Here is a 23,087-nt window from a genome sequence, read left to right as displayed (position 1 = left end):
CGTTGCCGCCTTTCGCAGAAGGGGATGGAGTGGTCAGCGCAGTTCGAGGCCGGCGAGGTCGCCCGCCTCGCGCCAGCGCCTGAGGATGTTCACGAACTCCACCGAGCCGCCGCCGTAGCTGGAGTTGAGCAGGGGCAGTCCGCTCGGGTCGCCCTCGTTGTTGTAGAGGCCGGGCGTGCAGTTCTCCAGGAAGTCGAGGTCGTTGGTGGCGAGCCGCAGGATCTCCTCGACCCATTCCTTCTCGCCGGCCTCGGAGGCCTCCACGACCTGGTGGCCGCGCTCCTCGACGGACTTGACGATGTGCGCGAGGTGCCGGGTCTGCTCGCCCAGCATGTAGGCGATGTTGACGTGCCGGCCGGCCTGGACCTTCGACAGGATGAAGCAGTTGGGGAAACCATTCACCTGGAGTCCGTGCAGGGTGTGCGCCCCGTCCGCCCACTTCTCCGACAGCTTCACGCCGTTGCGGCCGACGATGTCGTAGCCGGCGCGGTCGGTGTACGGGACGGCGAACTCGTGCTCGTAGCCGGTGGCGAAGACCAGGCAGTCGACCGGGTACTCCCGGCCGTTCGCGACCACCCCGGCCGGGGTGAGCCGCTCCACGCCCTGCCCCTGGGTGTCGACCAGGGTCACGTTGGGCCGGTTGAAGGTCTGGAGGTAGCCGTCGTGGAAGCAGGGCCGCTTGCAGTACACGCGGTAGTACGGCTTGAGGGCGGCGGCGGTCGCGGGGTCGGTGACGACGCTGTCGATGCGGGCGCGCAGTTCCTCCATCTTGAGGAAGTCCGCCCGCTCGGCCGCGAGCGCCCGCTCCTTCGGGTCGCCCCCGGTGTCGCCGGTGGGCAGGATCGCGGCGGCCAGCTTGGCCGTGGTCTGGGTCCAGCGGTCCTGGACCAGGTCCTCGTCCTGCGGGAGGCCGGAGGTCAGCGCGTGGAAGTTCTCCATCCGGTGCTGCTGCCAGCCCGGTTCGAGGGTGTCCGCCCAGTCGGACGGGGTGGGCCGGTTGCCGCGGACGTCGACGGCGGCCGGGGTGCGCTGGAAGAGGACGAGCTGCTCGGCCCACTCGGCGAGGTGCGGGGCGAGCTGGATGGTCGTCGAGCCGGTGCCGATGACGCCGACCTTCTTGTCCTTCAGCTTGGTCAGGCCGCCGGTGCTGTCGCCGCCGGTGTAGTCGAAGTCCCAGCGGCTGGTGTGGAAGGAGTGCCCGGCGAACGTCTCCAGGCCTGGCAGCCCGGGGAGTTTGGGGCGGTGCATCAGACCGATCGACATGGCCACGTAACGGGCCCGGATCAGATCGCCGCGGTCGGTGCTCACCAGCCACTTCCCGGCGGCCTCGTCCCAGCGCAGCTCGGTGACGGTGGTCTGGAAGAGGGCGTCGCGGTAGAGGTCGTACCTGTGGGCGATCTGCTGGAGGTGGGCGAAGATCTCGGGCCCGGTGGAGTACTTCTCGGTGGGTATCGTGCCGATCTCTTCGAGCAGCGGCATGTAGACGTAGCTCTCGACGTCGCACCGGACGCCTGGGAAGCGGTTCCAGTACCAGGTGCCGCCGACATCGCCGGCCTCGTCGATCAGCCGGATGCGCTCCAGGCCGGTCTCCTTGCGCAGATGGGCGCCGGTCAGCAGGCCGCCGATGCCGGCGCCGACGACGGCGACGTCCACCTCGTCGGTGAGCGGCTCGCGCTCCTGCCGCTCGGTGTAGGGGTCTCGCGCGTAGCGGCTGAAGTCACCGCGCGCGAACCGGTAGGTGCGGCCGACGCTGCGCTTGTCGCGTTCCTGCCGGTATTTCTCCCTCACCGCTTCCAGGTCGATGGTCAGTGTTTCGTCGCTACGGTCGTCGCTTTCGGCGCGGGCCACAGCTCCTCCTCGAGGGAAGGGGGCGGAAGGGATACATGACGCCACACGTCGTCGAACTGACCGCGCAGCCGCAGCGGGGCGTCGGAGTTGCTGAAGAGATAGAAGCGGTCGGAGCCGAGGGCCTCCCACACGAGTCCGGCGACGTCCTCGGCGCTCACCGAGATGTCGCCGCCCGCGCCGCGCGGGGCCGTCAGGCCTTGGACCATGGGGGTGTCGACCCGGCCGGGGCACAGCACCGACACGCGGACCCCGGTGCCCCGCAGATCGGCACGGAGACTGCGGGCGACCGCGAGGTCGGCGTGCTTGGAGGCGGCGTAGGCGGCGCTGCCCGCGCCGACGACGAAGGCGGACATCGAGGCGGTGTGGATCAGATGGGCGGGCCGGCCGCGCTCCAGGAGCCGGGGGACGAAGGCGCGGGCCACCAGGACGTGCGCCCAGTGGTTCACCTCGAAGACCTGTCGCATCCGCTCCAGCGGCACCTCCCACAGGGGCTGTCCCACGGGGCCGAGGACCCCGGCGTTGTTGCACACCACGTCGATGTCGCCGAGCAGGTCGAACGCCGTGTCCGCGAGCCCTTCAACGGCGTCCGGGTCGGTCAGGTCTGCGGTCACGGCGGTGACCTGAGCGCCCTGTGCGGTGAGTTCGGCGGCCCGCCGGTGCAGCGCGTCGCCTTCGACGTCCGCCATGACCACCCCGGCGCCGGCCCGTGCGAAGCGGGCGCTGAGGGCGAGGCCGATGCCGCTGGCCGCGCCGGTCACCACGGCCGTCCTTGTCTGTAACTGCACTTGGCTGTCTCCACTCCTGCGCGCGGGTACGCCGAAGAACGGCGCGCCGTTGCCAACGAGAAGGTCTGGATCAGATAGCGCCGTTCGAGGGGCGCGGGTGTCAGCTGGGGTCGGGGAGCTTCAGGCTGATCACGAGAACGATCACTAGGAAACACATCAACAGGGCGAGAACGAGCACGGCCGCCGACACCGTCGACAGCGAACCGGCCAGGGAGATGTAGAGGGTTCCGCCGACGGTCGCGCCCAGCGCGGTCGCCATCTGCTGGCTGGTCACCAGCACACCGCTGCCCATGCCGGCCTGCGCGGAGGGTACGTCGGCGAGGATCGTCCGGAACAGCGTCGGGCCGATCAGCGCCGCGCCTGCGCCGAAGAAGCCGATCCCGACGAGCACGAGCGCCAGGGAGGGATGTGGCCAGCCCAGCCAGAGCACCAGCGCCAGCAGCAGCAGGCTCGCGCCCTGGACGACGGTGCCCAGGGTGACGATCCGGCCGCCCAGGGCCGCCGCGATCCTCGGGGTGAACTGCGCCACCACGAAGAACGCCACGGCGAACGGCGCCATCCCCGCGCCGGAGGCGAGCCCGTCGAAGCCGAAGTGACCCTGCGCGATCAGCGCGTAGACGAACAGGAAGGCGCCGAAGCCGGCCGAGAACGGCACCATCGCCGCCAGCCCTCTGCGCATCCCCGGATGAGACAGCACCGACGGGGACAGCAGCGGTGAGCCGCCCCGCGCCTCCAGCCCGCGCTCGACCCGCACCAGCGCCAGCGCCCCCACCGCGGCGACCGCGAGCAACGACCACAGCCACAGCGGCCAGCCCAGGTCGGGGCCCGCCACTACCACGGCCAGGACACAGACCATGGTGGCACCGAACAGCACGGTGCCCAGCGGGTCGAAGCCCGGCTTCGCGTCGGCCCTGGTCGCGGGGACGCGCCGGACGGCCAGCAGCGCGGCCACTCCGATCGGCACATTGATCACGAAGACCATCCGCCAGCCGATCCCGGCGACGTCCAGCGAGACCAACAGCCCGCCCAGGATCTGCCCGATGACCATGCCGACGCCCGCGGTCGCGCCGTACATGCCGATCGCACGGGCGCGCGCCTGGCCCACGGTGACCGCCTGGATCGTCGCCAGCACCTGCGGTACGAGCATGGCGGCGGCGGCGCCCTGCAACAGCCGGGCCACGATGAGGACCTCGATGGTCGGGGCGAGTCCGCACAGCGCCGAGGTGACGGTGAACGCCGCGAGCCCGTAGGCGTACAGGAGCTGTCTGCCGAAGGCGTCGCCCAGCCGTCCGCCCAGCACCAGGCCGAGGGCGTAGGTGAGGCCGTAGCCGGACACCACCAGCTCCAGTGCGGCGGGGCCGCCGTGGAGGTCGTCACTGATCGAGTTCAGCGCCACATTGACGATGGAGGCGTCCACGATGGACAAGACGTATCCGGTGAGCACCACCATGAGGGCGATGCCACTGAGCCTCGCGGTGGCCGGTTCCGTGACGGCCGAGGGCTCCGGTGCCGCGGTGGGCTCCTTCAGAGGGGGGAGGCCCTCGCGTTTCGTCATGCGCTGCCTACCCGGGCGTTGTGGGGGACGGTTGGGGCGGATGCGGGGGTAACGTCACTCGCTGGTGGCGGGGGTGCCGGAGAGCTTCGCGACGAGTCCCTTGGAGGGGTCCTTCGCGGACTCCGCCCAGGGGGTCAGGGCGTTGAACCCGCGGTGCGAGGAGGCGGGCTGGATGCGGGTGTCCATCGACATCCGCATGCCGGCCGGGTTCACCGAGACGTTCGGGATGGACTTGTGACACATGAAGGCGTGAAAGATGATCACGTCGCCCGGTTCCATGGGCGAGAGCAGCAGCTGCTCGTCCGCGCCGAACTCCTCCGCCGGGATACCGCGCATGGGGTGGCCGAAGCGGCGGTGGTTCTCCGTGGCGACGTGCTCGCGCGGGCCCTTCTTGTGGCTGCCGTTGGCGAGGGCGACGCCGCCTATGTCGCGGGTCGTCGCGAGCAGCGGCATCCAGGCGGTGCGGAAGTCCTTGTTCGGGCCGATGTAGTAGCCGTCCTGGTGCAGCGGCGTCAGGAAGCTCGGCGCCGGGGAGCCCGCGCCGGAGGGGTAGTAGCGGATCGTCGTCGACTTGAAGACGAAGACGGGCTCGCCGAAGACCTTCTCCCAGACCTTGAGGGTCGAGGGGTGGTTCCACAGGTCGTCGTACTTGACGTAGCCGTGCATCGCCCTCTCGTCGACCGCCTCGAACGACTCGATGGTGAGGGTGTCGAGCGTGGTGCCGGGGGCGGCGTGGCCGAGTGCGATCAGGCCCTCGAGCATCTGCTCGGCGGCGGCCCGCACGAGATCACGGTCCAGAACGCCGCGCAGATAGAGGTAGCCGTGCTCGTCGTAGAACCGGTCGAGGGCCTCACGGTCGTCGAGAAGAGGCGTGCAGTCGATGTAGTCGCTGAAAGTGTCCGTCATGGTTCCTTGTCCTCGTGACGTCTGTGCGTGTGGGGGGAGGAGCGTCAAACATCCGGGCGGGCCAACGGATTGGATCTTGCGGTTGTGGCCACCTATGGCCATGGACGGTGGGCGGCTGTGGGTTTTGCCCGTGCAATGCCGCTAGAAGGTGACGGGGATTTCGTCGAATCCGCCGGTGATCCGGTGCTCCTGCCAGCGCAGCGACTCCTCGGGTACCGCGAGTCGCAGGCTGGGCAGTCTGCGGAACAGCCGCTCGAACACCGCGGTGAGCTCGATCCGGGCCAGCACGCGGCCGATGCAGTGCCGGGTGCCGTGCCCGAATGCCATGTGCGACTTGGGCCTGTCCCGGGCCAGGTCGAACAGGTCGCTGTCGGGGAACGCCCGGCCGTCGATGTTGGCTGCGCCGATGGCCAGCAGCACCGCGTCTCCGGTCCGGATGACTGTGTCGCCGAGGGTGATGTCACTGTGCGCGTAGCGGGGTATCAGCGCGTTGGATCCCTTGCCGCCGACGGCCAGGCGCAGGATCTCCTCGACCGCGGCCGGCGCGAGTGCGGGGTTCTCGGCCAGCTGGGCACGCTGGGCCGGATTGCGCAGCAGCAGGAGGACGCCCATGTCGATGCGCACAATGGTGGTCTCGTAGCCGAACAGCAGTACGGCGTTACCCAATTGGGCGATTTCCGCATCGGACAGTGAGCCGTCCTTCTCGGCGATCAGCTCGGACAGGATGTCGTCGCCCGGCTCGATTCGCTTGCGCGCCACCAGGTCCATCATGTAGTCGACAACCTGTTGAAAGGTGTTCGCCGCGTGCTGGCCGTCGCTCTCGTCGAATGTGCCCCTCGCCCACTGCCCGAACCGCTCCCGGTCGGCCAACGGCACGCCGAGCAGATCGCAGACCACCATGGTCGGCAGCGGAAACGACAGCGCGTGGTGCAGGTCGACCGGCGCCGTGCCGGCGGCCAACTTGTCGAGCAGCTCGTCCACGTGGTGCTCGATCCGGGTCTTCATCAGGCGCATCCGGCGCGTGGAGAACCGGGGCACGAGCAGCTCGCGCATCTGCGGATGGTTGGTGGCCTCGGTGTCGTAGTCGTCCCCGGCCATCAGCGCCATCATGAATTTCCTGGCCGCGCTCTTGGCCGACTGCTCCGGGTGGGGATTGCTGAGACCGAGTCGGGGGTCGGCGAGCAGTTTCCTCACCTCGCCGTAGTGGGTGACCAGCCAGGCGTCTTCACCGGCGGTCCGCACCCTGGCGATCGGCCCCTGCTGCTGCAGTGCGCGCATCTGGGGCGCGATGCCGAGTATGGATGGGTTGTCGAACGGTAGCGTCGGAAGTTCCGTCATTTGGTCTGTCCTCGGGGCGTCGTGCATGGGATTCGTGGGGTATCCGGGCACGCCGACGGCATCAGTGGCGTCGGGTACGCTGCGCGCCGGGCTACGGGCGCGCCGAAGCGGAGACGGAGCGGCGGCCGCCGCTCCGGCGAGAAACTACAGAGACGACCCGACGAGCAGTGCCAGGTCGATGAGGCGGTTCGAGTAGCCCCACTCGTTGTCGTACCAGCCGACGACCTTGACCTGCGGGCCGGACACCCGGGTCAGCCCGGCGTCGAAGACACAGGAGGCCGGGTCGCCCACGATGTCGGTGCTGACCAGAGGTGCGTCCAGGTAGGAGAGCAGCCCCTTGTACGGTCCCGAGGCCGCGGCCGCGTACGCCTCCTTCACCTCCTCCACCGTGGTGCCGCGCTGGGTGGTGACCGTGAGGTCGGTGACCGAGCCGGTAGGGACGGGCACCCGCAGGGCGAAGGCGTCCAGCCGGCCGGCGAGTTCCGGCAGGACGAGGCCGATGGCCTTGGCAGCGCCGCTGGAGGTGGGCACGATGTTCATGCCCGCGGCCCGGGCCCGGCGCAGGTCCTTGTGCGGGGCGTCCTGGAGGTTCTGGTCCTGCGTGTAGGCGTGGACCGTGGTCATCATGCCGGTGTCGATGCCGACGGTGTCGTGCAGCACCTTGGCCAGCACGGCGAGACAGTTGGTGGTGCAGGAGGCGTTGGAGATGATCGTGTGGCGCTCCGGATCGTAGGCACCGTCGTTGACGCCGAGCACGACCGTGAGGTCCTCGCCGCTGGCCGGAGCCGCGATGATGACCTTTTTCGCGCCGCCTTCGACGTGTGAGCGCGCCCTCTCGGCGTCGGTGAAGATGCCGGTGGACTCGATCACGATGTCCACACCGAGGTCGCCCCAGGGCAGGTCCCCGGGATTGCGCTCGGCGAGGACCTTGACCGTCCGGTCGCCCACGCGGATCGCATCCGGCGCGGCGGTGATCTCCTCGGGGAAGCGGCCCAGGATGGAGTCGTAAGCGAGCAGGTGGGCCATGGTGGGCACATCGCCCAGGTCGTTGACGGCGACGATCTCCAGCTCCGAGTCCCGCGCTGCCGCCGCCCGGAAGACGTTGCGGCCGATACGTCCGAAGCCGTTGATGCCGATACGCACAGTCATGGGTGTGTCTTTCGCCTAACGCTTGTGATGTCGTTTGACGCGCCGTTGCGCCGCGGGGCGATGCAGACCACGCGCCCGGGGGAGGCGCCGGTACCGCGATCAATAAGTAGCTTATATAAGACTGCGGTACATTTCCATGGTGACCTCTACTCATCGAGCCGACCTCGACTCCGACTTGAATGTCGGTGACTTCACGCGGGTGATCGAGAACTTCAACCGCTACTACATCCGGCTTCCCGTGGTGCAGAAGCTGACGTTCACGACACTGTCCGTGCTGGACACGCTGGCCGTCGGCGGTCCGAAGCGGCTGACCGAACTCGCCAGGACCGAGCAGATCAGCCAGCCCGGGCTCACCCAGATGGTCACCCGACTCGAGCGTGACGGACTAGTGGAGCGCCGTCCCGACCCGGAGGACGGACGCGCCGTCCTCATCCACATCACCGACAGCGGCCGGAAGATCGGCCAGGCCCGGCACGAGGACCGCGGCCGGCACCTGCTCCCGCTGATCGCCCGGCTGACGCCCGCGGAACGACAGGCGATCGCCGCCGCTCTCCCCGCCCTGACCCATCTCGCGGAACTCGGGACACAAGCCGGACGGTAAGACCTGGCCGCTCATCGAATGTGTCGGCCACGCCCGTGGATCCACGCCGCTGTGTATGTGTCGTATGCGTCATGAACGACTCTCCTTGTGTTCGCCCTGGGTAGCGAAGTCGAGCCTTCCGGCCCGGGCTTGAGATGAGGTGGGCGCCGCAGGGGCCGCGCTCTCCGGGATGCCGAGGCGCGCTGCGCTCTGGAGTCGCTCGCCGCCCGGCGGATCGCCGCATCCGGCGGGAACGGTTCCGTCGTCATGCCCCGGCGTCCGTCGTCGGGCGCCCTGAGGCCTGAGCCGTGACGGCATTCACCCCGGCCTTCGAGGGCCTGTGAACCGGGTCGTCGATCTCACCATGGCCGGACCGGCTTCGCCGCTGACAGGGCACCTCGCCGAACGGCCCCTGACGGACGGCAGCGCTCTCCGGGGCCGCGCGCGTACAGCGTCGCCCGGAGCGGGGGGCAGCGGCGTCAGAGGCGGCCGCGTCCATCGACGGCTACGGTCGCGGCCAGGCGGCGCATGGTGTCGGCGACCGCGATCGCGCCGGGGGCGTCGGGCTCGATGAGCGTGTAGTGGCCGATGTCAGGCAGGACGATCGTCTCCAGGTCGTCGTGCACCGCCGCGTAGTCCGTGAACTGCGACAGAGGCACCTCCTCGTCGACCGCGCCGTGCAGCAGCACGGTCCGTACGCCCGTCGTTCCCGGCCCCTTCAGCAGCGTCAGCGGATCGACGTTCGGCATCCGCGCCTCGAACAGGTCGGATCCGCCCAGGAGTTGCAGCGCCGCGTCGCTGCTGAGCCGGTCCCGGCGGGTGGCCTCGAGGTCGGTCAGCGGGGCGAGGGCGAGCACGGCGGGTGGGAGGGACGTCGTGTGCCACGGCGAGTCGGCGGGCAGGAGAGCGCGGGCCGCGCACCACAGGGCGAGATGGCCGCCGGAGCAGTGGCCGGCCAGGACGTACGGCTGGCCTTCGGGCAGCGTGTCGACGATCCGGGCGACGTCGTCGAAGGTCTCCGGATAACCTCCGGCACCCCCGGACCGGCGAAAGCCCGGCAGCAGCACAGAGAAGCCCTGACGCGCCAGCCAGGAGGCGAACGGCGTCAGATGCATCCGGTCGTAGCGCCAGTATCCGCCGTGCAGCAACAGCACCAGCGGTGCTTCCGGGTCCTCGGCGGGCCAGGCGTCGTAGACCTGGTGGGGATGGTCACCGTACTTCCCGTGCACCGGCGCGAGGACCGGTTTCAGGCTCAGGACGCGCTGCTCCTCCTCGGCGGCGAAGGCCGAGATCTCCCTGGATGTCACCGCGCACCGCCCACGACTCCGGGAAGCGAGGCCGGTTCGCGCGGGTGATCGGCGTTCACGACGCACATGCCGTCGTTCATGAAGTGCTCCTTGGAACTGCCGTCCGCTCGGAACGGGCTGGGGGACGCGCGAACGGGTCGGCCTACAGGCCGAGGTGGACGCCGCCGGTCGCGTCGAGCAACTGGCCGGTCACCCAGCGGGCGTCGTCGCTCGCGACGAAGGCGACCACATCGGCGATGTCAGCCGGCTGGCCGAGCCGGTTGAACGCCGAGTGCGCGGACAGCGCCTGCCGGATCTGCGGGTCCTTCAGGGTCGGGTTGATCTCGGTCTCGGTGAAGCCGGGGGCGACCGCGTTCACCGTGATGTTCCGCGGGGCGAGCTCGGCGGCGAGGGACAGCGTCAGGTGGTCCATGGCCGCCTTGGTCATGGAGTACGTCATGATCACCGGGTACGCGAAACGCGTGGCCCCTGACGAGATGTTGATGATCCGGCCCCCGTCCCGCAGCCGGCCGAGGCCCTGCTGGAGGATGAAGAACGGCGCCTTGGTGTTGACGGCGAAGACGCGGTCGTAGTCCTCCTCGGTGACATGCTCTATCGTCCGCGGAAGTGTGATCCCGGCGTTGTTGACCAGGATGTCCAGGCCCGGTTCGGCATCCGGGGCGTACGCGGCCAGCTCGCGGTCGAACGCGGACCACAGGGCGGTCGCGTCACCGGGGACGCCCAGTTCCGCGTGGATCGCGAACGCCCGGCCGCCGTCCGTCTCGATCTCCTTGACCGTACGGTCCGCCGCCGCCTCGTCGTGCCCGTAGTGGACGGCGACCAGCGCGCCCTCTCGCGCCAGCCGGCTGCTGACGGCTCGCCCGATGCCACGGCTGCCTCCCGTGACCAGCGCGGTCCTGCCCTGGTGTCGTCCGGTGCTTGCCAAGGTGGTCTCCCTCTCCTGAAGGTCTTGCGAGTCGGGTGGTCGGCCGGACGGACGTCGAAGCCGAGCGTGAGGTGGTCGAGTTCGGTGGGGGAGCGTGGGGAAGCGGATCGGCTCACTCGGAGACGGGGCGCAGCGCCTTGGCGACCACGGCGCCGATCACGGCCATGGGCGCGGGTTCGGTCATCGCGTAGTGGCCGCACGGCACGGGGTGATCGGTCAGCGATCCGTCGACGTACGGCCGCCACGCGTCCGCCTTTCCGGCGGCGAGCGCGGGATCGGCGCCATCGGTGTGGGTGTCCTCGGCGGCGGTGAAGAACAGCACATCGCCGCCGTGGACGCCGGGACTGAACTGCGGGGCGATGCGCAGGTTGTTGCGCATCACGTCGGCGATCGCCGCGGCCTCGCCGCGCGTCACCGGAGCCGTCGCGTCGCCGTCGGCCGGATCCTCACCGATGCGCGCCAGCACGCTGTCGACGTCCGGGATCGCGGTGTCCGCGTCGACCGGCAGCCCCGCCACCCGCATCAGCAGCCCGGCCACCTGCCGCTCGACCTGCTCCGGGGCGTAGAGCATGCCGCGGGTCTGCGGGGCGTCCAGCATGGCCAGCAACTCGACCCGCTCGCCCTGCTCCTGGAGTGCGCAGGCCATGGCGTGCGCGACGAAACCGCCGTAGGACCAGCCCAACAGCCGGTAGGGGCCGCTGGGTTGGACCTCTCGCACGAGGTCCACGTACGAAGCCACCATGGACGCGGCGTCCGGTGCGGGCGGGCGGCTGCCGTCGAGGCCGTGCGCCTGGATGCCGAAGACCGGCTGATCCGGGCCGAGATGGGGAAGCAGTCCGGTGTACCGCCAGGCGACGCCCGCGCCGGGGTGGATGCAGAACAGGGGCGTCTCGGCGCCCTCGCGGCGCAGCGGCAGCAAGGGGCCGAGCGCGTTCGAGGACGGGCCCTGGCGCTCGTCGACCCACTCCAGCAGGCCGGCGACCGTGGGAGCGGCCAGCAGCGAGCCGCCGGGCACGTCCAGCACACCCGTCGCACGCAGTCGGCCCGCGAGAAGCACGGCCCGCATCGAGTCGCCGCCGAGGTCGAAGAAGTTGTCGTGGACGCCGATGCCGTCGATGCCCAGTTGCTCCTCCCACGCCTCGGCCACGGCCCGCTCCCGCTCCGTGCGCGGCGCCACGCGCTCGGAGGTCAGCAGCGGACGGGGCACCCGCCCGTGCCCGGCGTCCACGGCCCGCTCCTGCTCGGCTGCCCCCGACCCGGTGTGCGCGCCCGGGGCGTCGATCCAGTGCCGCCGCCGGTCGAAGGCGTACCCGGGCAACCGCACCCGGCGCGGCGGCCCGGCCGAATCGGTGTCGTAGGGCAGCGCCGCGTCGACACCGGCGGCCCACAGCCTGCCGAGCGCGCCCGCGAAGACGAAGCCGTCGGGCCCGTCGGCCTTGGCGTGCCGCATGGTCGTGACCGTCACCGGGTCCTCGTGCTCCAGCGCGGCTCGGGCCAGCTTGGTCATGCTGTCCCCGGGTCCGATCTCCACCAGCACCGGCCGCCCGCCCGCCCACAGCGTTTGGATGCCGTCGGCGAACCGCACGGTGCGCCGCGTGTGGTCGACCCAGTGCCTTGCGCCCGTCGCCTGCGCGTCGGTGATCCAGGTGCCGGTGACATTCGTGACGTACGGGATCTTGGGCGCTCGCAGCCGCAGGGGGCGCAGTTGGCCGGCGAAGGTGTCGAGGATCGGGTCGAGGACGTGGGAGTGAGCGGCGGCGGGTATACGCAGCCGACGGAACGGCACGTCCCGGCGGGTGAGTTCGGCCTCGAACCGGGACACCGCATCCGCCTGTCCGGCGACCGTGCAGGCCGCGGGGCCGTTCACCGCCGCCAGCGACAGGTCCGGGCCGAGCAGCGGCGCGACGGCGTCCGCGGAGGCGGCGACGCCGACGGTCGCCCCGCCGCGGGAGAGGATGAGCCGTACGCGCTCGGTGACCACCGGCAGCATCTCGTCGAGATCCATCACTCCGGCCAGACAGGCCGCCGTGTACTCGCCGAGCGAGTGCCCGATCAGTGCGTCGGGGCGCACGCCCTGCTCCATGAGTGTCGTGGCCAGCGCGTACTCGGTGACGATCAGCGTGAGCAAGGAGGCGAGGCCGTCCGGCTCGACCCGCTCGAACAGGGCGGTGCGCAGATCGCCATCGACGACCGGCCGCAGGACGCGCGCGCACTCGTCCACGACGTCGCGGTAGACGTCGTTGTCCCGGTACAGCTCGGCCCCCATGCCGACGTACTGGGTGCCGCCGCCGGGCAGCAGGAACGCCACCCGCGACGGATCGTCGGGCACCGGACCCACCGGCGGCTGTGGGGTGCGCAGCGCGTCCACGGCCTCGGCGGGCGTCGTGGCGCTGACGGCGAGCCGGTGGCGCAGGGCCGGGCGCTCGGTGTGCAGGGAGTGTGCGACGTCGTCGAGCCGCAGCTCGGGGTGGTGTTCCAGATGGCGGGCCAGGGCCTCGGCCTGGCCGCGCAGCGCGCCGGCCGTGCGCGCGGACAGCGGCAGGACATGCCGCCGGGACGTTTCGGCGGGCCGGGGCTCCGGTGCGGCGGCCGGTGCCTCCTCGACGATGACGTGGGCGTTGGTGCCGCCGATGCCCAGGGCGCTGATCGCCGCCCGGCGCGGATGGCCGGCGTCCGGCCACTCCTGCAGTTCGGTCGGCACCCGGAACGGACCGGATGCGAAGTCGATCAGCGGGTTCGGCGTGTCGAAGTGCAGGCTGGGCGGTATCTGGCGGTGTTCGAGGGCGAGTACGGCCTTCACGACGCCGGCGATGCCGGCCGCCGCGCCGAGATGCCCGATGTTGCTCTTCACCGAGCCCAGTGCGCAGAACCCGCGCCGGTCCGTGCTCTGCCGGAACGCCTCGGTCAACGCCGCCACTTCGATCGGATCGCCGATCCGCGTGGCCGTACCGTGCGCCTCGATCAGCCCGATCGTGCCGGCGTCGATGTCGCCCTGCGCCTGCGCCGCGAGGATCACCTCGGTCTGGCCGGGCGCGCTGGGCGCGGTGAACCCGACCTTGCGGCGCCCGTCGTTGTTGACCGCCGAGCCCCGCACCACGGCTCGGATCCGGTCACCGTCGGCGAGCGCGTCCTCCAGCCGCTTCAGTACCACCACCCCGCCCCCGTTGCCCGAGGAGGTGCCGGCCGCTTCCGCAGAGAAGGCCCGGCAGCGCCCGTCCGGCGAGAAGGGCCCGTCCGGCACATGCCGATAGCCGAGAAGCGCCGAGGGGTTGAGGGACACCGCCCCCGCGAGCGCCAGGTCGCACCGGAAGTCCAGCAGGTCCTGGCACGCGGTGTGCAGCGCGACCAGCGCCGTGGAGCACGCCGTCTGCAGCGACAGACTCGGCCCGGTGAGCCCGAGTTCGTACGAGATCCGGGTGGCCAGTGTGCCGAGCGAGTTGGCGGTGGCCGCGTGCACCAGCGCCACCGACCCCGGCTGACCGGCGTACTGGGGATGGACGTGCGCCGGGTAGTAGCGGCTGTCGCCGGCGCCCGCGTAGACGCCGGCGGTGGCCTCCTGCGCCTCGCGCACCTGCCCCGCGTCCTCCAGCGCGTGGTACGCCATCTCCAGCAGCAGCCGCTGTTGCGGGTCGACGACGGCCGCCTCGGCCGGGCTCATGCCGAAGAAGTCCGCGTCGAAGAGGTCGATGCCCTCGACGACGGACGCCATCCGGATCACGGTCGGGTCGTCGAGGTCCTTCGGATCGCCGCCCGCCGCGAGGAACTCCTCGTCGGTGACCGGCCGCACCGCGTCCCGGCCCGCGGCCAGGTTCTCCCAGAACGTGTCCACGTCGTCCGCGCCCGGGAAGCGCGCCGCCATGCCGATCACGGCGACGGCGGGCACCTCCTCGTCCGGATCGGTGGTGGCCTCAGCCATCGGTTCGGTCCTTCCGTCCGTGTACGGAGCGACGGGCGCCGCGGGCCGCCCGCTGCCGTTGCGCCTGCTGCTTGGCCCGGTCCAGGCCGGTGGGCCGGTCGGGCGCGGGGGCCGCCTCGACATCGCCGGGGGCGACTCCGCTCTTGACCAGGTGCCGGGCGAGCGCCCGCACCGTCGGATGCGCGAACAGGTCCACCACGTCGAGCTCGCAGCCCAGTTCCTTGTTGAGCGCCGCCTGAGCGCCGACCAGGAGCAGCGAATTGCCGCCCAGGTCGAAGAAGTTGTCGTCCCGGCCGACCCGGTCCCGGCCCAGCACCGTGCACCAGATGCCGGCGAGCCGTTGCTCGAGTCGGTGTGACTCCTCGCCGGCTTCCGGGGATTCGGACCGGTCGGTGGCCATGCCGGCCGACCGCAGCACCCACACGTCGCCCTCCGCGATCCGGGCCGCGTCTCGGTACAGCGCGCCGAGGTCGGTGCCCTCGTCGAGGGCGACCCTCGCGGCGAGCCGCCGCACCTGTCGTACCGGGTCCACGACGTGACCGCGCACCCACGGTGCCGTACGGTCCGCTCCGATCAGGACCTGCGGCTCATCCAGGGAGCGCGCGAAATCGAACGAACGCAGCGCCGCCGCCGGGTCGAGGACCCGATAGCCCCGGGCCTCGGTCAGCGAGGTGAGCCCATAGCCGCGGCTCATGCCACGCTCGCGCCACATGCTCCACGCCAGGCTCTGCCCGGGCAGCCCCAGGTGACGGCGGTGCACGGCCAGCGCGTCCAGGAAGGCGTTGGCAGCCGCGTACGCGGAGTTCATCGCGCCGCCGAAGTAGCCGTTGACGGAGGAGAAGGTGACGAAGGAGTCGACCGGGTGCTCCGCCGCGACCTCGTGCAGCGCCCAGGCACCCCGCACCTTCGCGTCCAGTGCCGTGCGCCAGCTCTCCGTGTCGAGCTCGCTCACCGGCCGCTCGTCGAAGGCACCGGCCAGATGCAGCACCGAGGTCAGGGGTACGCCCCACGCCTCGCCCGCCTCGCGTACGGCGGCCCGCACCCGCGCGGTGTCGGTGACGTCGGCCCGCGCCCAGCGCACGTCCCCGAGCTGGGCGAGCCGCCGCAGCTCGTCGCTGGGCTCACCGCGGCCGAGCAGCAGCAGCCTCGTACCGGGCGTCTTGAGCAGATGCTGGGCGATCTCGACGCCCACACCGCCGAGGCCGCCGCTGATCAGGTGGAAGCCGGCGGTGGACGGCTGGGTGCGCGGCAGCGGGTCCGGCAGGGGCGCCAGGCGGCGCACATACCGGTGGCCGTCGCGGTGGGCGACCTCGGCCTCCACGGGCGTGGCCGTCAGCTCGCCGAGCAGCGCCTCCACGTCCCAGTTCGGCGCCACGTCGACATGCACACCCCGCAGCCAAGGCTGCTCCTCGCGCAGGGACTTGAGCAGACCCACGGACGTGGCGTGGTCGCAGCGCGGCCGGTCGTGCGGCGTGACGGCGTGCGCGCCGGCCGTGGCGAACAGCAACGGCAGCGGGCGCTTCGGATCATGCCGGTCGATCAGCGCGCGAGCGAAGGCGAGCAGGGACTCGGCGGGGTCGGTGTCGCCGTCCGAGCCGAGGCGGATCACGGCGTCGACCTCGCGCCCGTCGGCGCCGAGCCGCTCCAGCACGGCTGCGAAGTCGCCCACTTCAGCGGGCCGTACCCGATAGGCGGCGGCGTCGATCCGCTCGTACGCCCGCCCCTCGGCGACCACTGTGCACAGCCCGCCCGCGGCCCGCAGCCGTCCGGCCACGCGTGCGGCGGCCTCGGGCTCGCGCCCGGCCAGTACGAGGACGTGCCGCCCCGCCGCTGTAAGGGGCGGATGCAGGGCGTCGGCCCGCTGCCACACCGGGAGCAGGAACCAGTCCGGCAGGGTGGCCGCGCCGCCGAGCAGCAGCTGCGCCTCGCGCACCGCCTCGTCGAAGTCGCCCGCCTCGAAACTCTTGCGGAGCTTGGTGCGCTGGATCTTCCCGATCTCGGTCTTCGGGATGTCCTCGGTGCCGACGGGGATGAGGAAGGCCGGGCTCACGCCGATCTCCCTTGTCACCTTGCCGCCGATCTCGCGCAGGGCGCCGGCCGGGTCGTGCCCCTCGGCGAGGTGGAAGTAGAGGGCGAGTTCGTCGGTGGTCGTGGACGGATCGGAGCGGACCGCGACGGCGGCCGTGAAACTCCGCACCACGCAGGGGAGTTCCTCGACGCAGGACTCGATCTCGTGACTGAAGTGGTTGACACCGTTGACGATGATGACGTCCTTGGCCCGGCCGGTGATGTACAGCTCGCCGTCGCGCAGGAAGGCCAGGTCGCCGGTGTCGAACCAGCTGTCCTCGGTGAACGACTGCGCGTTGGCCTTCGCGTTGTCGTAGTAGCCCTCGGTCACCGAGGTCCCGCGCACCTGGAGCCGGCCGACGTCGCCCTCGGCCAGGAGGGTGTCCCGGTCGTCGACGACGCGCATGGCGAACCCGGGATACGGCAGCCCGCAGCTGACGAACGACTCGTCGTGTCCCGGCGGCTCGGCGGGCAGCACGCAGTCGGTGACCACCGAGCAGGTCTCGGACATGCCCCACCCGGGGTGCATCACGTCCTGCGGCAGCCCGAACGGACCCAGCACGTGCAGGAAGCGGCGCGCGGCCGAGGCCACGACGACCTCGCCTGCGTTCATCACCAGCCGCATCGGCGACAGGTCCCAGGTACGGCCCTCGAAGCGATGGGCCTGCTCGGCCAAGAGCCCGAAGGCGAAGTTCGGCGCCCAGGTGACGGTGACCCGGTGCCGGTCGGCGAGGTCGGCCCAGCGCAGAGGGTCCTGCAGGATCCAGGAGGTCGGCGCGTGGATCTGCCGGCAGCCGAGATACACGTCCCGCAGGTGGAACATCACGACGCCGGTCACATGGTCCAGCGGGATCCAGTTGAGGCTGACGTCGTGCTCGCCCAGGCCGTTCATCGCCTCGGTGGCCGCCGACCGGGTCAGAACGCCCCGGTGGGTGATCCGCACGGCCTTGGGCAGGCCGGTGCTGCCCGAGGTCATCAGCATCAGAATCAGGTCGTCCGGTGCCGCTTCGTGCCAGTCGCGGTCCTCGGGCGCCTCGCGCAGTGCGTCGGCTGTGGTCAGCCGCAGCCCCGGCCAGCCGTCCCGCCCGGCGAGCTCCCGCAGGCCGGGCGCGTCCGACGGCGAGGCGACGATCCACGGCCGGTCCAGCATCCGCCAGATGCCCTCCAGCTTGGTGACGGCGGCCGAGGGGGTGGCGTAGGAGGTGGGCACGGTCAGGGGCACGGCCACGAACCCGCCAAGGACACAGCCCCACAGCACGGCCACGAAGTCCTCCGTGTCCGAGCACTGGAGGATGACCTGATCGCCGGGACGCAACCCCTTCTGCCGCAGTCCGGCCAGGACACGCGAGCCCTCCTCGACGAGTGAGGCGTAGCTGCGGCGGGTCTCGCTGCCGTCGGCGCGCACGTGCACGATCTCGCCGTGTGGCTTGGCCGCCGCGCGGGTGAGGGCTGCCGCCCAGCCGGAGACGGACGGTTCGGGCAGGAGAGGGCCCTCGCTGAGGGCGGGGACGCGATCGGTCCGGGGCGTGGTCTCGGGGGAGGCCTCCGGCTGGGTCCCGGGCCGGGGCGGCCCCGCGTGGATCCGGCCCAGCTCCTCGGGAATGTCCTCCGGTTCGACCGTCGCCTCGCGGACTCCGGTGAGCCGTGCCAGTTCCCGCTCCCAGCGGGTGGCGGCGGTGCGGTCGACGGCAGGCAGCGCGCGCAGGGCATCGACGTCGAGTGCGCCGTCCGGGGTGCGAGGCAGCCCGTTCACGGCCGTGACACGCGCGGCGCCGAGGGTCTGCTCCACCTGGCCGGGCGCGGTGGCCCGGCCGGGCACCACGTACAGCGACGGCGCATCGGAGGCGTCGCGGGACGGCAGGGCGACCGCGTCCCGCACGCCGGCGACGTTCAGCGCCACGGCGGCAAGGTCGTCGGGCGGGCCCTGAGGACGGGGACGCCGTGCGGGCAGGTCGCTCACCCGCAGCGCCGGATTCGCACACACGTCACCGAGGACGGCGGACAGCGCTTCGGCGAAGCGGACGGCGGTCTCCGGGGCGAACAGGTCAGTGGCGTACTCGACATGGAGGTCCAGGCCCTGGGGCGCGCCCTGCTCGTCGCGCCGTTCAAGAACGTCCACGAAGAGGTCGAACTTGGCGGTGCCGGTGGCCGTGGGACGCAGCGGGGTGCTCTGGTCGCCGAGCCGGAGCACGGCCGGTTCGTTGTTCTGCAGGGCCAGCATGACCTGGAACAGAGGATGGCGGGCCGGGTGCCGGGGCGGGTTGAGGTCGTCCACCAGCAGGTCGAACGGCAGATCCTGGTGGTCCAGCGCCGCGAGGTCGAACCGGCGGGTCCGCGCGAGCAGTTCACGGAAGTCAGGATCGGCCGAGGCGTCGGTGCGCAGCACAAGTGTGTTGGTGACCAGCCCGATGACGTCGTCCAGCACGGCTTCGGAGCGTCCGGCCACCGGCGTGCCGATCGCCAGGTCGGTGCCGGCGCCCCAGCGGGACAGCAACGCGGCCACGGCGGTGTGCAGGACCATGAACAGGCTCCCGCCCTCGGCGTCCGCCAGCCGCTCCAGCCGCGCGTGCAGCGCCGCGTCCACGGTCGCCGACACACTCGCGCCCGCGCCGCCGGCCACGGCGGGCCGGGCCCGGTCGGCGGGCAGGGTGCTCTCCTCGGGCAGCCCCGCGAGAACCTCGCGCCAGAAACCGGTCAGCTGCTCCAGACGGCCGGGCCCTTCGGGCGCGGGGGCCAGGACACCGCGCTGCCACAGCGCGTAGTCGGCGTACTGCACCGGCAGCGGCTTCCCGTGCGGCGCCCGGCCCTCCCCGCGGGCCTCGTAGTCGGCGCTCAGATCCTCCGCCAAGGGCCGCAGCGACCAGCCGTCGGCCGCGCTGTGGTGCAGGACGAGCAGCAGCGTGCGGCGCGCCCCGCTGCCGACGACCGCGGCCCACAGTGCGCTCTCCCGCGTCAGGTCGAACCTGTGCCGGCCCGCAGCGGCCACCTGCGCGTCCACCTCCTCGCCCGGGCAGTCCACGATCCGCAGCTCCGGACGCAGCGTCCCGGGCGGCAGGATCCGCTGGTGCGCACCGTCCCCGTCGTCCGCGAACACCGTGCGCAGGCTCTCGTGCCGGTCCACGACATCGGCGAGCGCCGCGCGCAGCGCCTCCTCGTCGAGGTCGTGCTCCAGCGGGACGACCAGCGGGATGTTGTACGTCGCCGACGCTCCGTCCAGCCGGTTGAGGAACCACATCCGCTCCTGCGCGAACGACAGCGCCACCCGCGCGGGACGCGCCGCCGCCTCCAGAGGGGGCAGCCGGATCGAACCGGACTCCTCCGTCAGCCGGAGCGCCAGGGCCGCGGGCGTGGGCGTGTCGAAGAGCACCGTCATGGGGATGTCCTCGCCCGTCTCGGCGCGCAGCCTGGCCAGCAGCCGCACGGCCAGCAGAGAGTGCCCGCCCAGGTCGAAGAAGTTGCCGACCACGCTCACGGAACCCTCGGGCAGTCGCAGCACCTCGGCGAACAGGCGGCAGACCAGTGACTGTTCGGGCGTCGTGGGGCGCTGCCCCGACGCGGCGTCGGTGAAGTCCGGCTCGGGCAGGGCCCGCACGTCGAGCTTGCCGTTCGCGGTCAGCGGCAGCGCGTCGATCAGCACACAGGCAGCCGGGACCATATGACCAGGCAGCCTCTCGGCCAGGTGTGCGCGCAGCTCGGCCGGGTCCGGGCGGTGTCCCTCGACGGGCACGGCGTACGCGACGAGCTGCGGGTCGCCGTCCGCGGTCCGCCGCACGACGACCGCCGCGGAGGCGACGTCCGCGTGATCGGCGAGCACGGCCTGGATCTCGCCGGGTTCGATACGGAACCCGCGGATCTTCACTTGGTGGTCTGCGCGTCCTGCGTACTCCAGGATCCCGTCGGCCCTGCGCCGGGCGAGGTCGCCGGAGCGGTACATCCGCGTGCCGGGCGGGCCGAACGGGTCCTCCACGAACCGCTCGGCCGTCAGCTCGGGCCGAGCGTGGTAGCCGGGTGCCAGACCCGGACCCGACACATAGATCTCGCCGGTCACCCCGGGCGGAACCGGCCGGAGTGACGCATCGAGCAGGTGGATGCACAGATCGGCCAGCGGAAGGCCGATCACGCTGGGTCGCCGCGGATCGTCCAGGTGGGCACGGGTCAGGCGCTGGAACGTGGAATGGACGGTCGTCTCGGTGATGCCGTACATGTTTATCAGCGCCGGCGCGTCCAGGCCGTACCGGTCCGCCCACGGCCGCAGCCGCTCCATCCGCAGCGCCTCACCGGCGAACACGACGTACCGCAGGGCCGTCTCGGCGCGCTCGTCCTCCAGATCCGCCTGCATCAGATGCTCGAACGCGGACGGCGTCTGGCTGAGCACCGTGACCCGTTCCTCCCGCAGCAGCCGCAGGAAGTCGCGCGGCGAGCGGGTGACCGCGGACGGCACAACGACGAGCCGCCCGCCGTGCAGCAGCGCACCCCAGAACTCCCAGACGGAGACGTCGAAGGCGTACGAGTGGAAGAGCGACCACACGTCGTCCGCGCCGAAGTCGTAGTGCTCGTTGGAGGCTTCGAACAGCCGCAGCACATTGGAGTGCGGAATGGGCACGCCCTTGGGGCGGCCGGTGGAGCCGGAGGTGTGGATGATGTACGCGAGGTCGTCCGGGCCCGTGGGTCCGGTGCGGTCCGCGTCCGTGAGGTCGCCGGGCGGGCGTACGGCGAGGTCCTCGTCGGTCTCCCGGGTGCCCAGCACGACGGTCGGCGCCGGTATCGCGGGAAGCGCCCCCGCGGTCTCGGCGTCGGTGACGAGCACGGTCGGCGGCACGTCCTCGGTGACGAGCCGCAGCCGCTCGGCCGGGTGACCGGTGTCCAGCGGCAGATACGCGGCACCCGTCTTCAGCACGGCGAGCAGCGCCACGACAAGGCGTATCCCGCGCGGCAGCGCGAGCGCGACCATCCTTCCCGGTCCCGCACCGCGCTCGACGAGGAGTCCCGCCAACCGGTTGGCCTCCGCGTTGAGTTCGGCGTAGCTGAGGTGCTCCCGCTCGCAGGTCACCGCAGTGGTGTGCGGAGCGCGGGCCGCCTGCTCCTCGAAGCGCTGAGTGAGGGTGCCCGTGATGGTGTAGGTGCGCACGGGCCGGGTCTGCGGCTGCTCGCCCGGCAGCAGCAGTGATACGTCGGCGAGTGCCGACTGCTCGTCCCCGGTGGCGAGTTGGTTCAGCAGGTTGAGGAACCGCCGCAGGTGGGTGTCCAGTTCGGTCTGCTCGTACGCCGACGGGTTGGCGTCGAACGCCAGCCACAGGCCACCTGCCTCGGCTCCCGGGCGCACACTGATCTGCAGGTCGTCGACCGCGCCGCCGGAGAGGTGGTGGGAGGTCGAGGGACGCCCGGCGAAGGTCAGGTCCTCGGCGAACGGGACCACGTTGACCACCGGCCCGTACGCCTTCCGACCCGCGCCCACGAGGCCCAGGTCGCGGCGCACGGACTCGCCCCGGTACTGCTGATGTCGGCGCAGCGACCGCAGCTCCTCGGCCACGGACCGCATCAGATCGCCCACCGGCGCGGTGGGGGAGATGGCGACGCGCAGCGGCAGGATGTCGGAGGCCGTGCCCGGCGTGCGCAGCGCGGCCGAGCCGAGCCGGCTCATCGTGGTCAGGCCCAGGACCAGATCGTCGGCGCCGGTCATGCGGTGCAGATACGCGGCGACGGCACCCACCAGCAGGTCGGTGGGGGAGACCCCGAGGCGGGCGGCCGCCTCGCTCAGCGCCTCGTTCTCGGCGGGCGTGAGGTCGTGGGTGCAGCGCAGGAAGGGCGCCTGGGGCGGGGCCGTGCGCTCGGTGAGGCGGACCGGGTCGGGCAGACCGGCCAGCCGGGACGCCCAGAACGCGCGGTCCCGTTCGTGACGCTCGGAGGCCAGATAGGCGGCCTCCTCGGCCTGGAGCCGCGCGACCGGCTCGAAGCCGGCGGGCTCCGGCTCGCGCCCGGCGGCGAGAGCGGTGTACGTGTCGGCGAGCCGACGGGCCACCTGCTTGTAGCTGTAACCGTCCAGCACGATGTGATGGGCCCGCAGGAACCAGATGAACCGGTCCGGCCCCAGCGTGATCAGCGCGTGCGAGAACAGCGCTCCCGAGACGAGGTCGGTCGCCGTCGCCAGGTCGCGCCGGATCCAGTCCTCCGCCGCGGCCTGTGGATCGGGCTCGGCACTGACATCGAGGCGGTGCAACGGCCAGTCGTCCGGGTCGTCGACCGGAACGCAGCGGGGCCCGTCCGGCGTCTCGACGAAGCGCAGCGCGAAGGTATCGGCTTCCCTGACTGTACGGCGCAGCGCGGCCTCGAACAGGCCGGTGTCGACCGGGCCGTGGATCTCCACGTACTCGCCGGTGTTGTAGGCGGCCGTGTGCGTCGCCAGCCGCCCGGCGAACCACAGACCCTCCTGGGCTCCCGACAGCGGGCGATGTTCGTACTGCTGGATTGACATGGCACCAACCCTCAATGACGCGCGGGATTCACACGAATCACCCGCTGGATGCTGTCGAATGGGGAGTACAGGCAAACGACGATCACCTCCTGCCGCCTCACACTGCTCGACCGGGAGTCGGCCAGTCAAGGCGTTCCAGGGCGGCTCAAGTGACGCACGAATAAGACTCAAGGGAAATTCGCGCACGCTTCTACCGGGTTCAGCCGAAGGGAATTCATGTGAGACGGGGCACCCCTGAG

At 71.5% G+C, this 23,087-nt stretch carries 11 protein-coding genes; 1 reads left to right on the top strand and 10 read right to left on the bottom strand.

The genetic code is table 11. The features are described 5' to 3' along the window. Positions 1-33: 33 nt before the first annotated feature. The 6 genes from ptlE to gap form a co-directional block, all read right to left on the bottom strand. On the bottom strand, positions 34-1,848 hold the full coding sequence (gene ptlE, locus OG841_RS09705) for a neopentalenolactone/pentalenolactone D synthase (RefSeq protein ID WP_328641799.1): 1,815 nt from the start codon (positions 1,846-1,848) through the stop codon (positions 34-36). Beyond that, positions 1,806-2,633, bottom strand: a complete 828-nt coding sequence (gene ptlF, locus OG841_RS09700; protein WP_365118962.1) for a 1-deoxy-11-beta-hydroxypentalenate dehydrogenase — start codon at positions 2,631-2,633, stop codon at positions 1,806-1,808. Before ptlF ends, ptlE begins: the two co-directional genes overlap by 43 nt. Before the next feature lie 100 nt (positions 2,634-2,733). Then, positions 2,734-4,188 (bottom strand): MFS transporter, encoded by a 1,455-nt coding sequence (locus OG841_RS09695; RefSeq protein ID WP_328641801.1) that lies wholly within the window; start codon positions 4,186-4,188, stop codon positions 2,734-2,736. A 54-nt stretch (positions 4,189-4,242) separates the two neighbouring features. After that, positions 4,243-5,094, bottom strand: a complete 852-nt coding sequence (gene ptlH, locus OG841_RS09690) for a 1-deoxypentalenic acid 11-beta-hydroxylase (protein WP_328641802.1) — start codon at positions 5,092-5,094, stop codon at positions 4,243-4,245. Between the two features lie 141 nt (positions 5,095-5,235). Further along, positions 5,236-6,432, bottom strand: a complete 1,197-nt coding sequence (penM, locus tag OG841_RS09685) for a pentalenolactone synthase (RefSeq protein WP_328641803.1) — start codon at positions 6,430-6,432, stop codon at positions 5,236-5,238. A 144-nt stretch (positions 6,433-6,576) separates the two neighbouring features. Then, positions 6,577-7,581: a type I glyceraldehyde-3-phosphate dehydrogenase gene (gap, locus tag OG841_RS09680; RefSeq protein WP_328641804.1), complete on the bottom strand. Its 1,005-nt coding sequence runs from the start codon at positions 7,579-7,581 to the stop codon at positions 6,577-6,579. 136 nt (positions 7,582-7,717) lie between these two features. Between gap and OG841_RS09675 the strand changes: the two genes are divergently transcribed. Continuing rightward, a complete protein-coding gene (locus tag OG841_RS09675; protein ID WP_365118959.1) occupies positions 7,718-8,182 on the top strand; it encodes a MarR family winged helix-turn-helix transcriptional regulator in 465 nt (154 codons plus the stop codon). 458 nt (positions 8,183-8,640) lie between these two features. Here the strand turns inward: OG841_RS09675 and OG841_RS09670 are convergent, their stop codons facing one another. The 4 genes from OG841_RS09670 to OG841_RS09655 form a co-directional block, all read right to left on the bottom strand. Next, complete coding sequence (locus OG841_RS09670; RefSeq protein ID WP_328641806.1) at positions 8,641-9,468, bottom strand: alpha/beta hydrolase family protein; 828 nt, start codon at positions 9,466-9,468, stop codon at positions 8,641-8,643. A 142-nt stretch (positions 9,469-9,610) separates the two neighbouring features. After that, on the bottom strand, positions 9,611-10,393 hold the full coding sequence (locus OG841_RS09665) for an SDR family oxidoreductase (RefSeq protein WP_328641807.1): 783 nt from the start codon (positions 10,391-10,393) through the stop codon (positions 9,611-9,613). 112 nt (positions 10,394-10,505) lie between these two features. Next, on the bottom strand, positions 10,506-14,309 hold the full coding sequence (locus OG841_RS09660) for a type I polyketide synthase (protein WP_328641808.1): 3,804 nt from the start codon (positions 14,307-14,309) through the stop codon (positions 10,506-10,508). Beyond that, the gene (locus tag OG841_RS09655) at positions 14,302-22,848 is read right to left on the bottom strand and encodes an amino acid adenylation domain-containing protein (RefSeq protein ID WP_365118957.1); all 8,547 of its coding nucleotides are present in this window, start codon (positions 22,846-22,848) and stop codon (positions 14,302-14,304) included. Before OG841_RS09655 ends, OG841_RS09660 begins: the two co-directional genes overlap by 8 nt. Between the last annotated feature and the right edge of the window lie 239 nt (positions 22,849-23,087).

This window comes from Streptomyces canus (genome assembly GCF_041435015.1).
Lineage (GTDB): Bacteria > Actinomycetota > Actinomycetes > Streptomycetales > Streptomycetaceae > Streptomyces > Streptomyces canus_G.
Note: the sequence above shows the minus strand (reverse complement) of the source record. Positions and strands in the feature narration are given on the sequence as shown.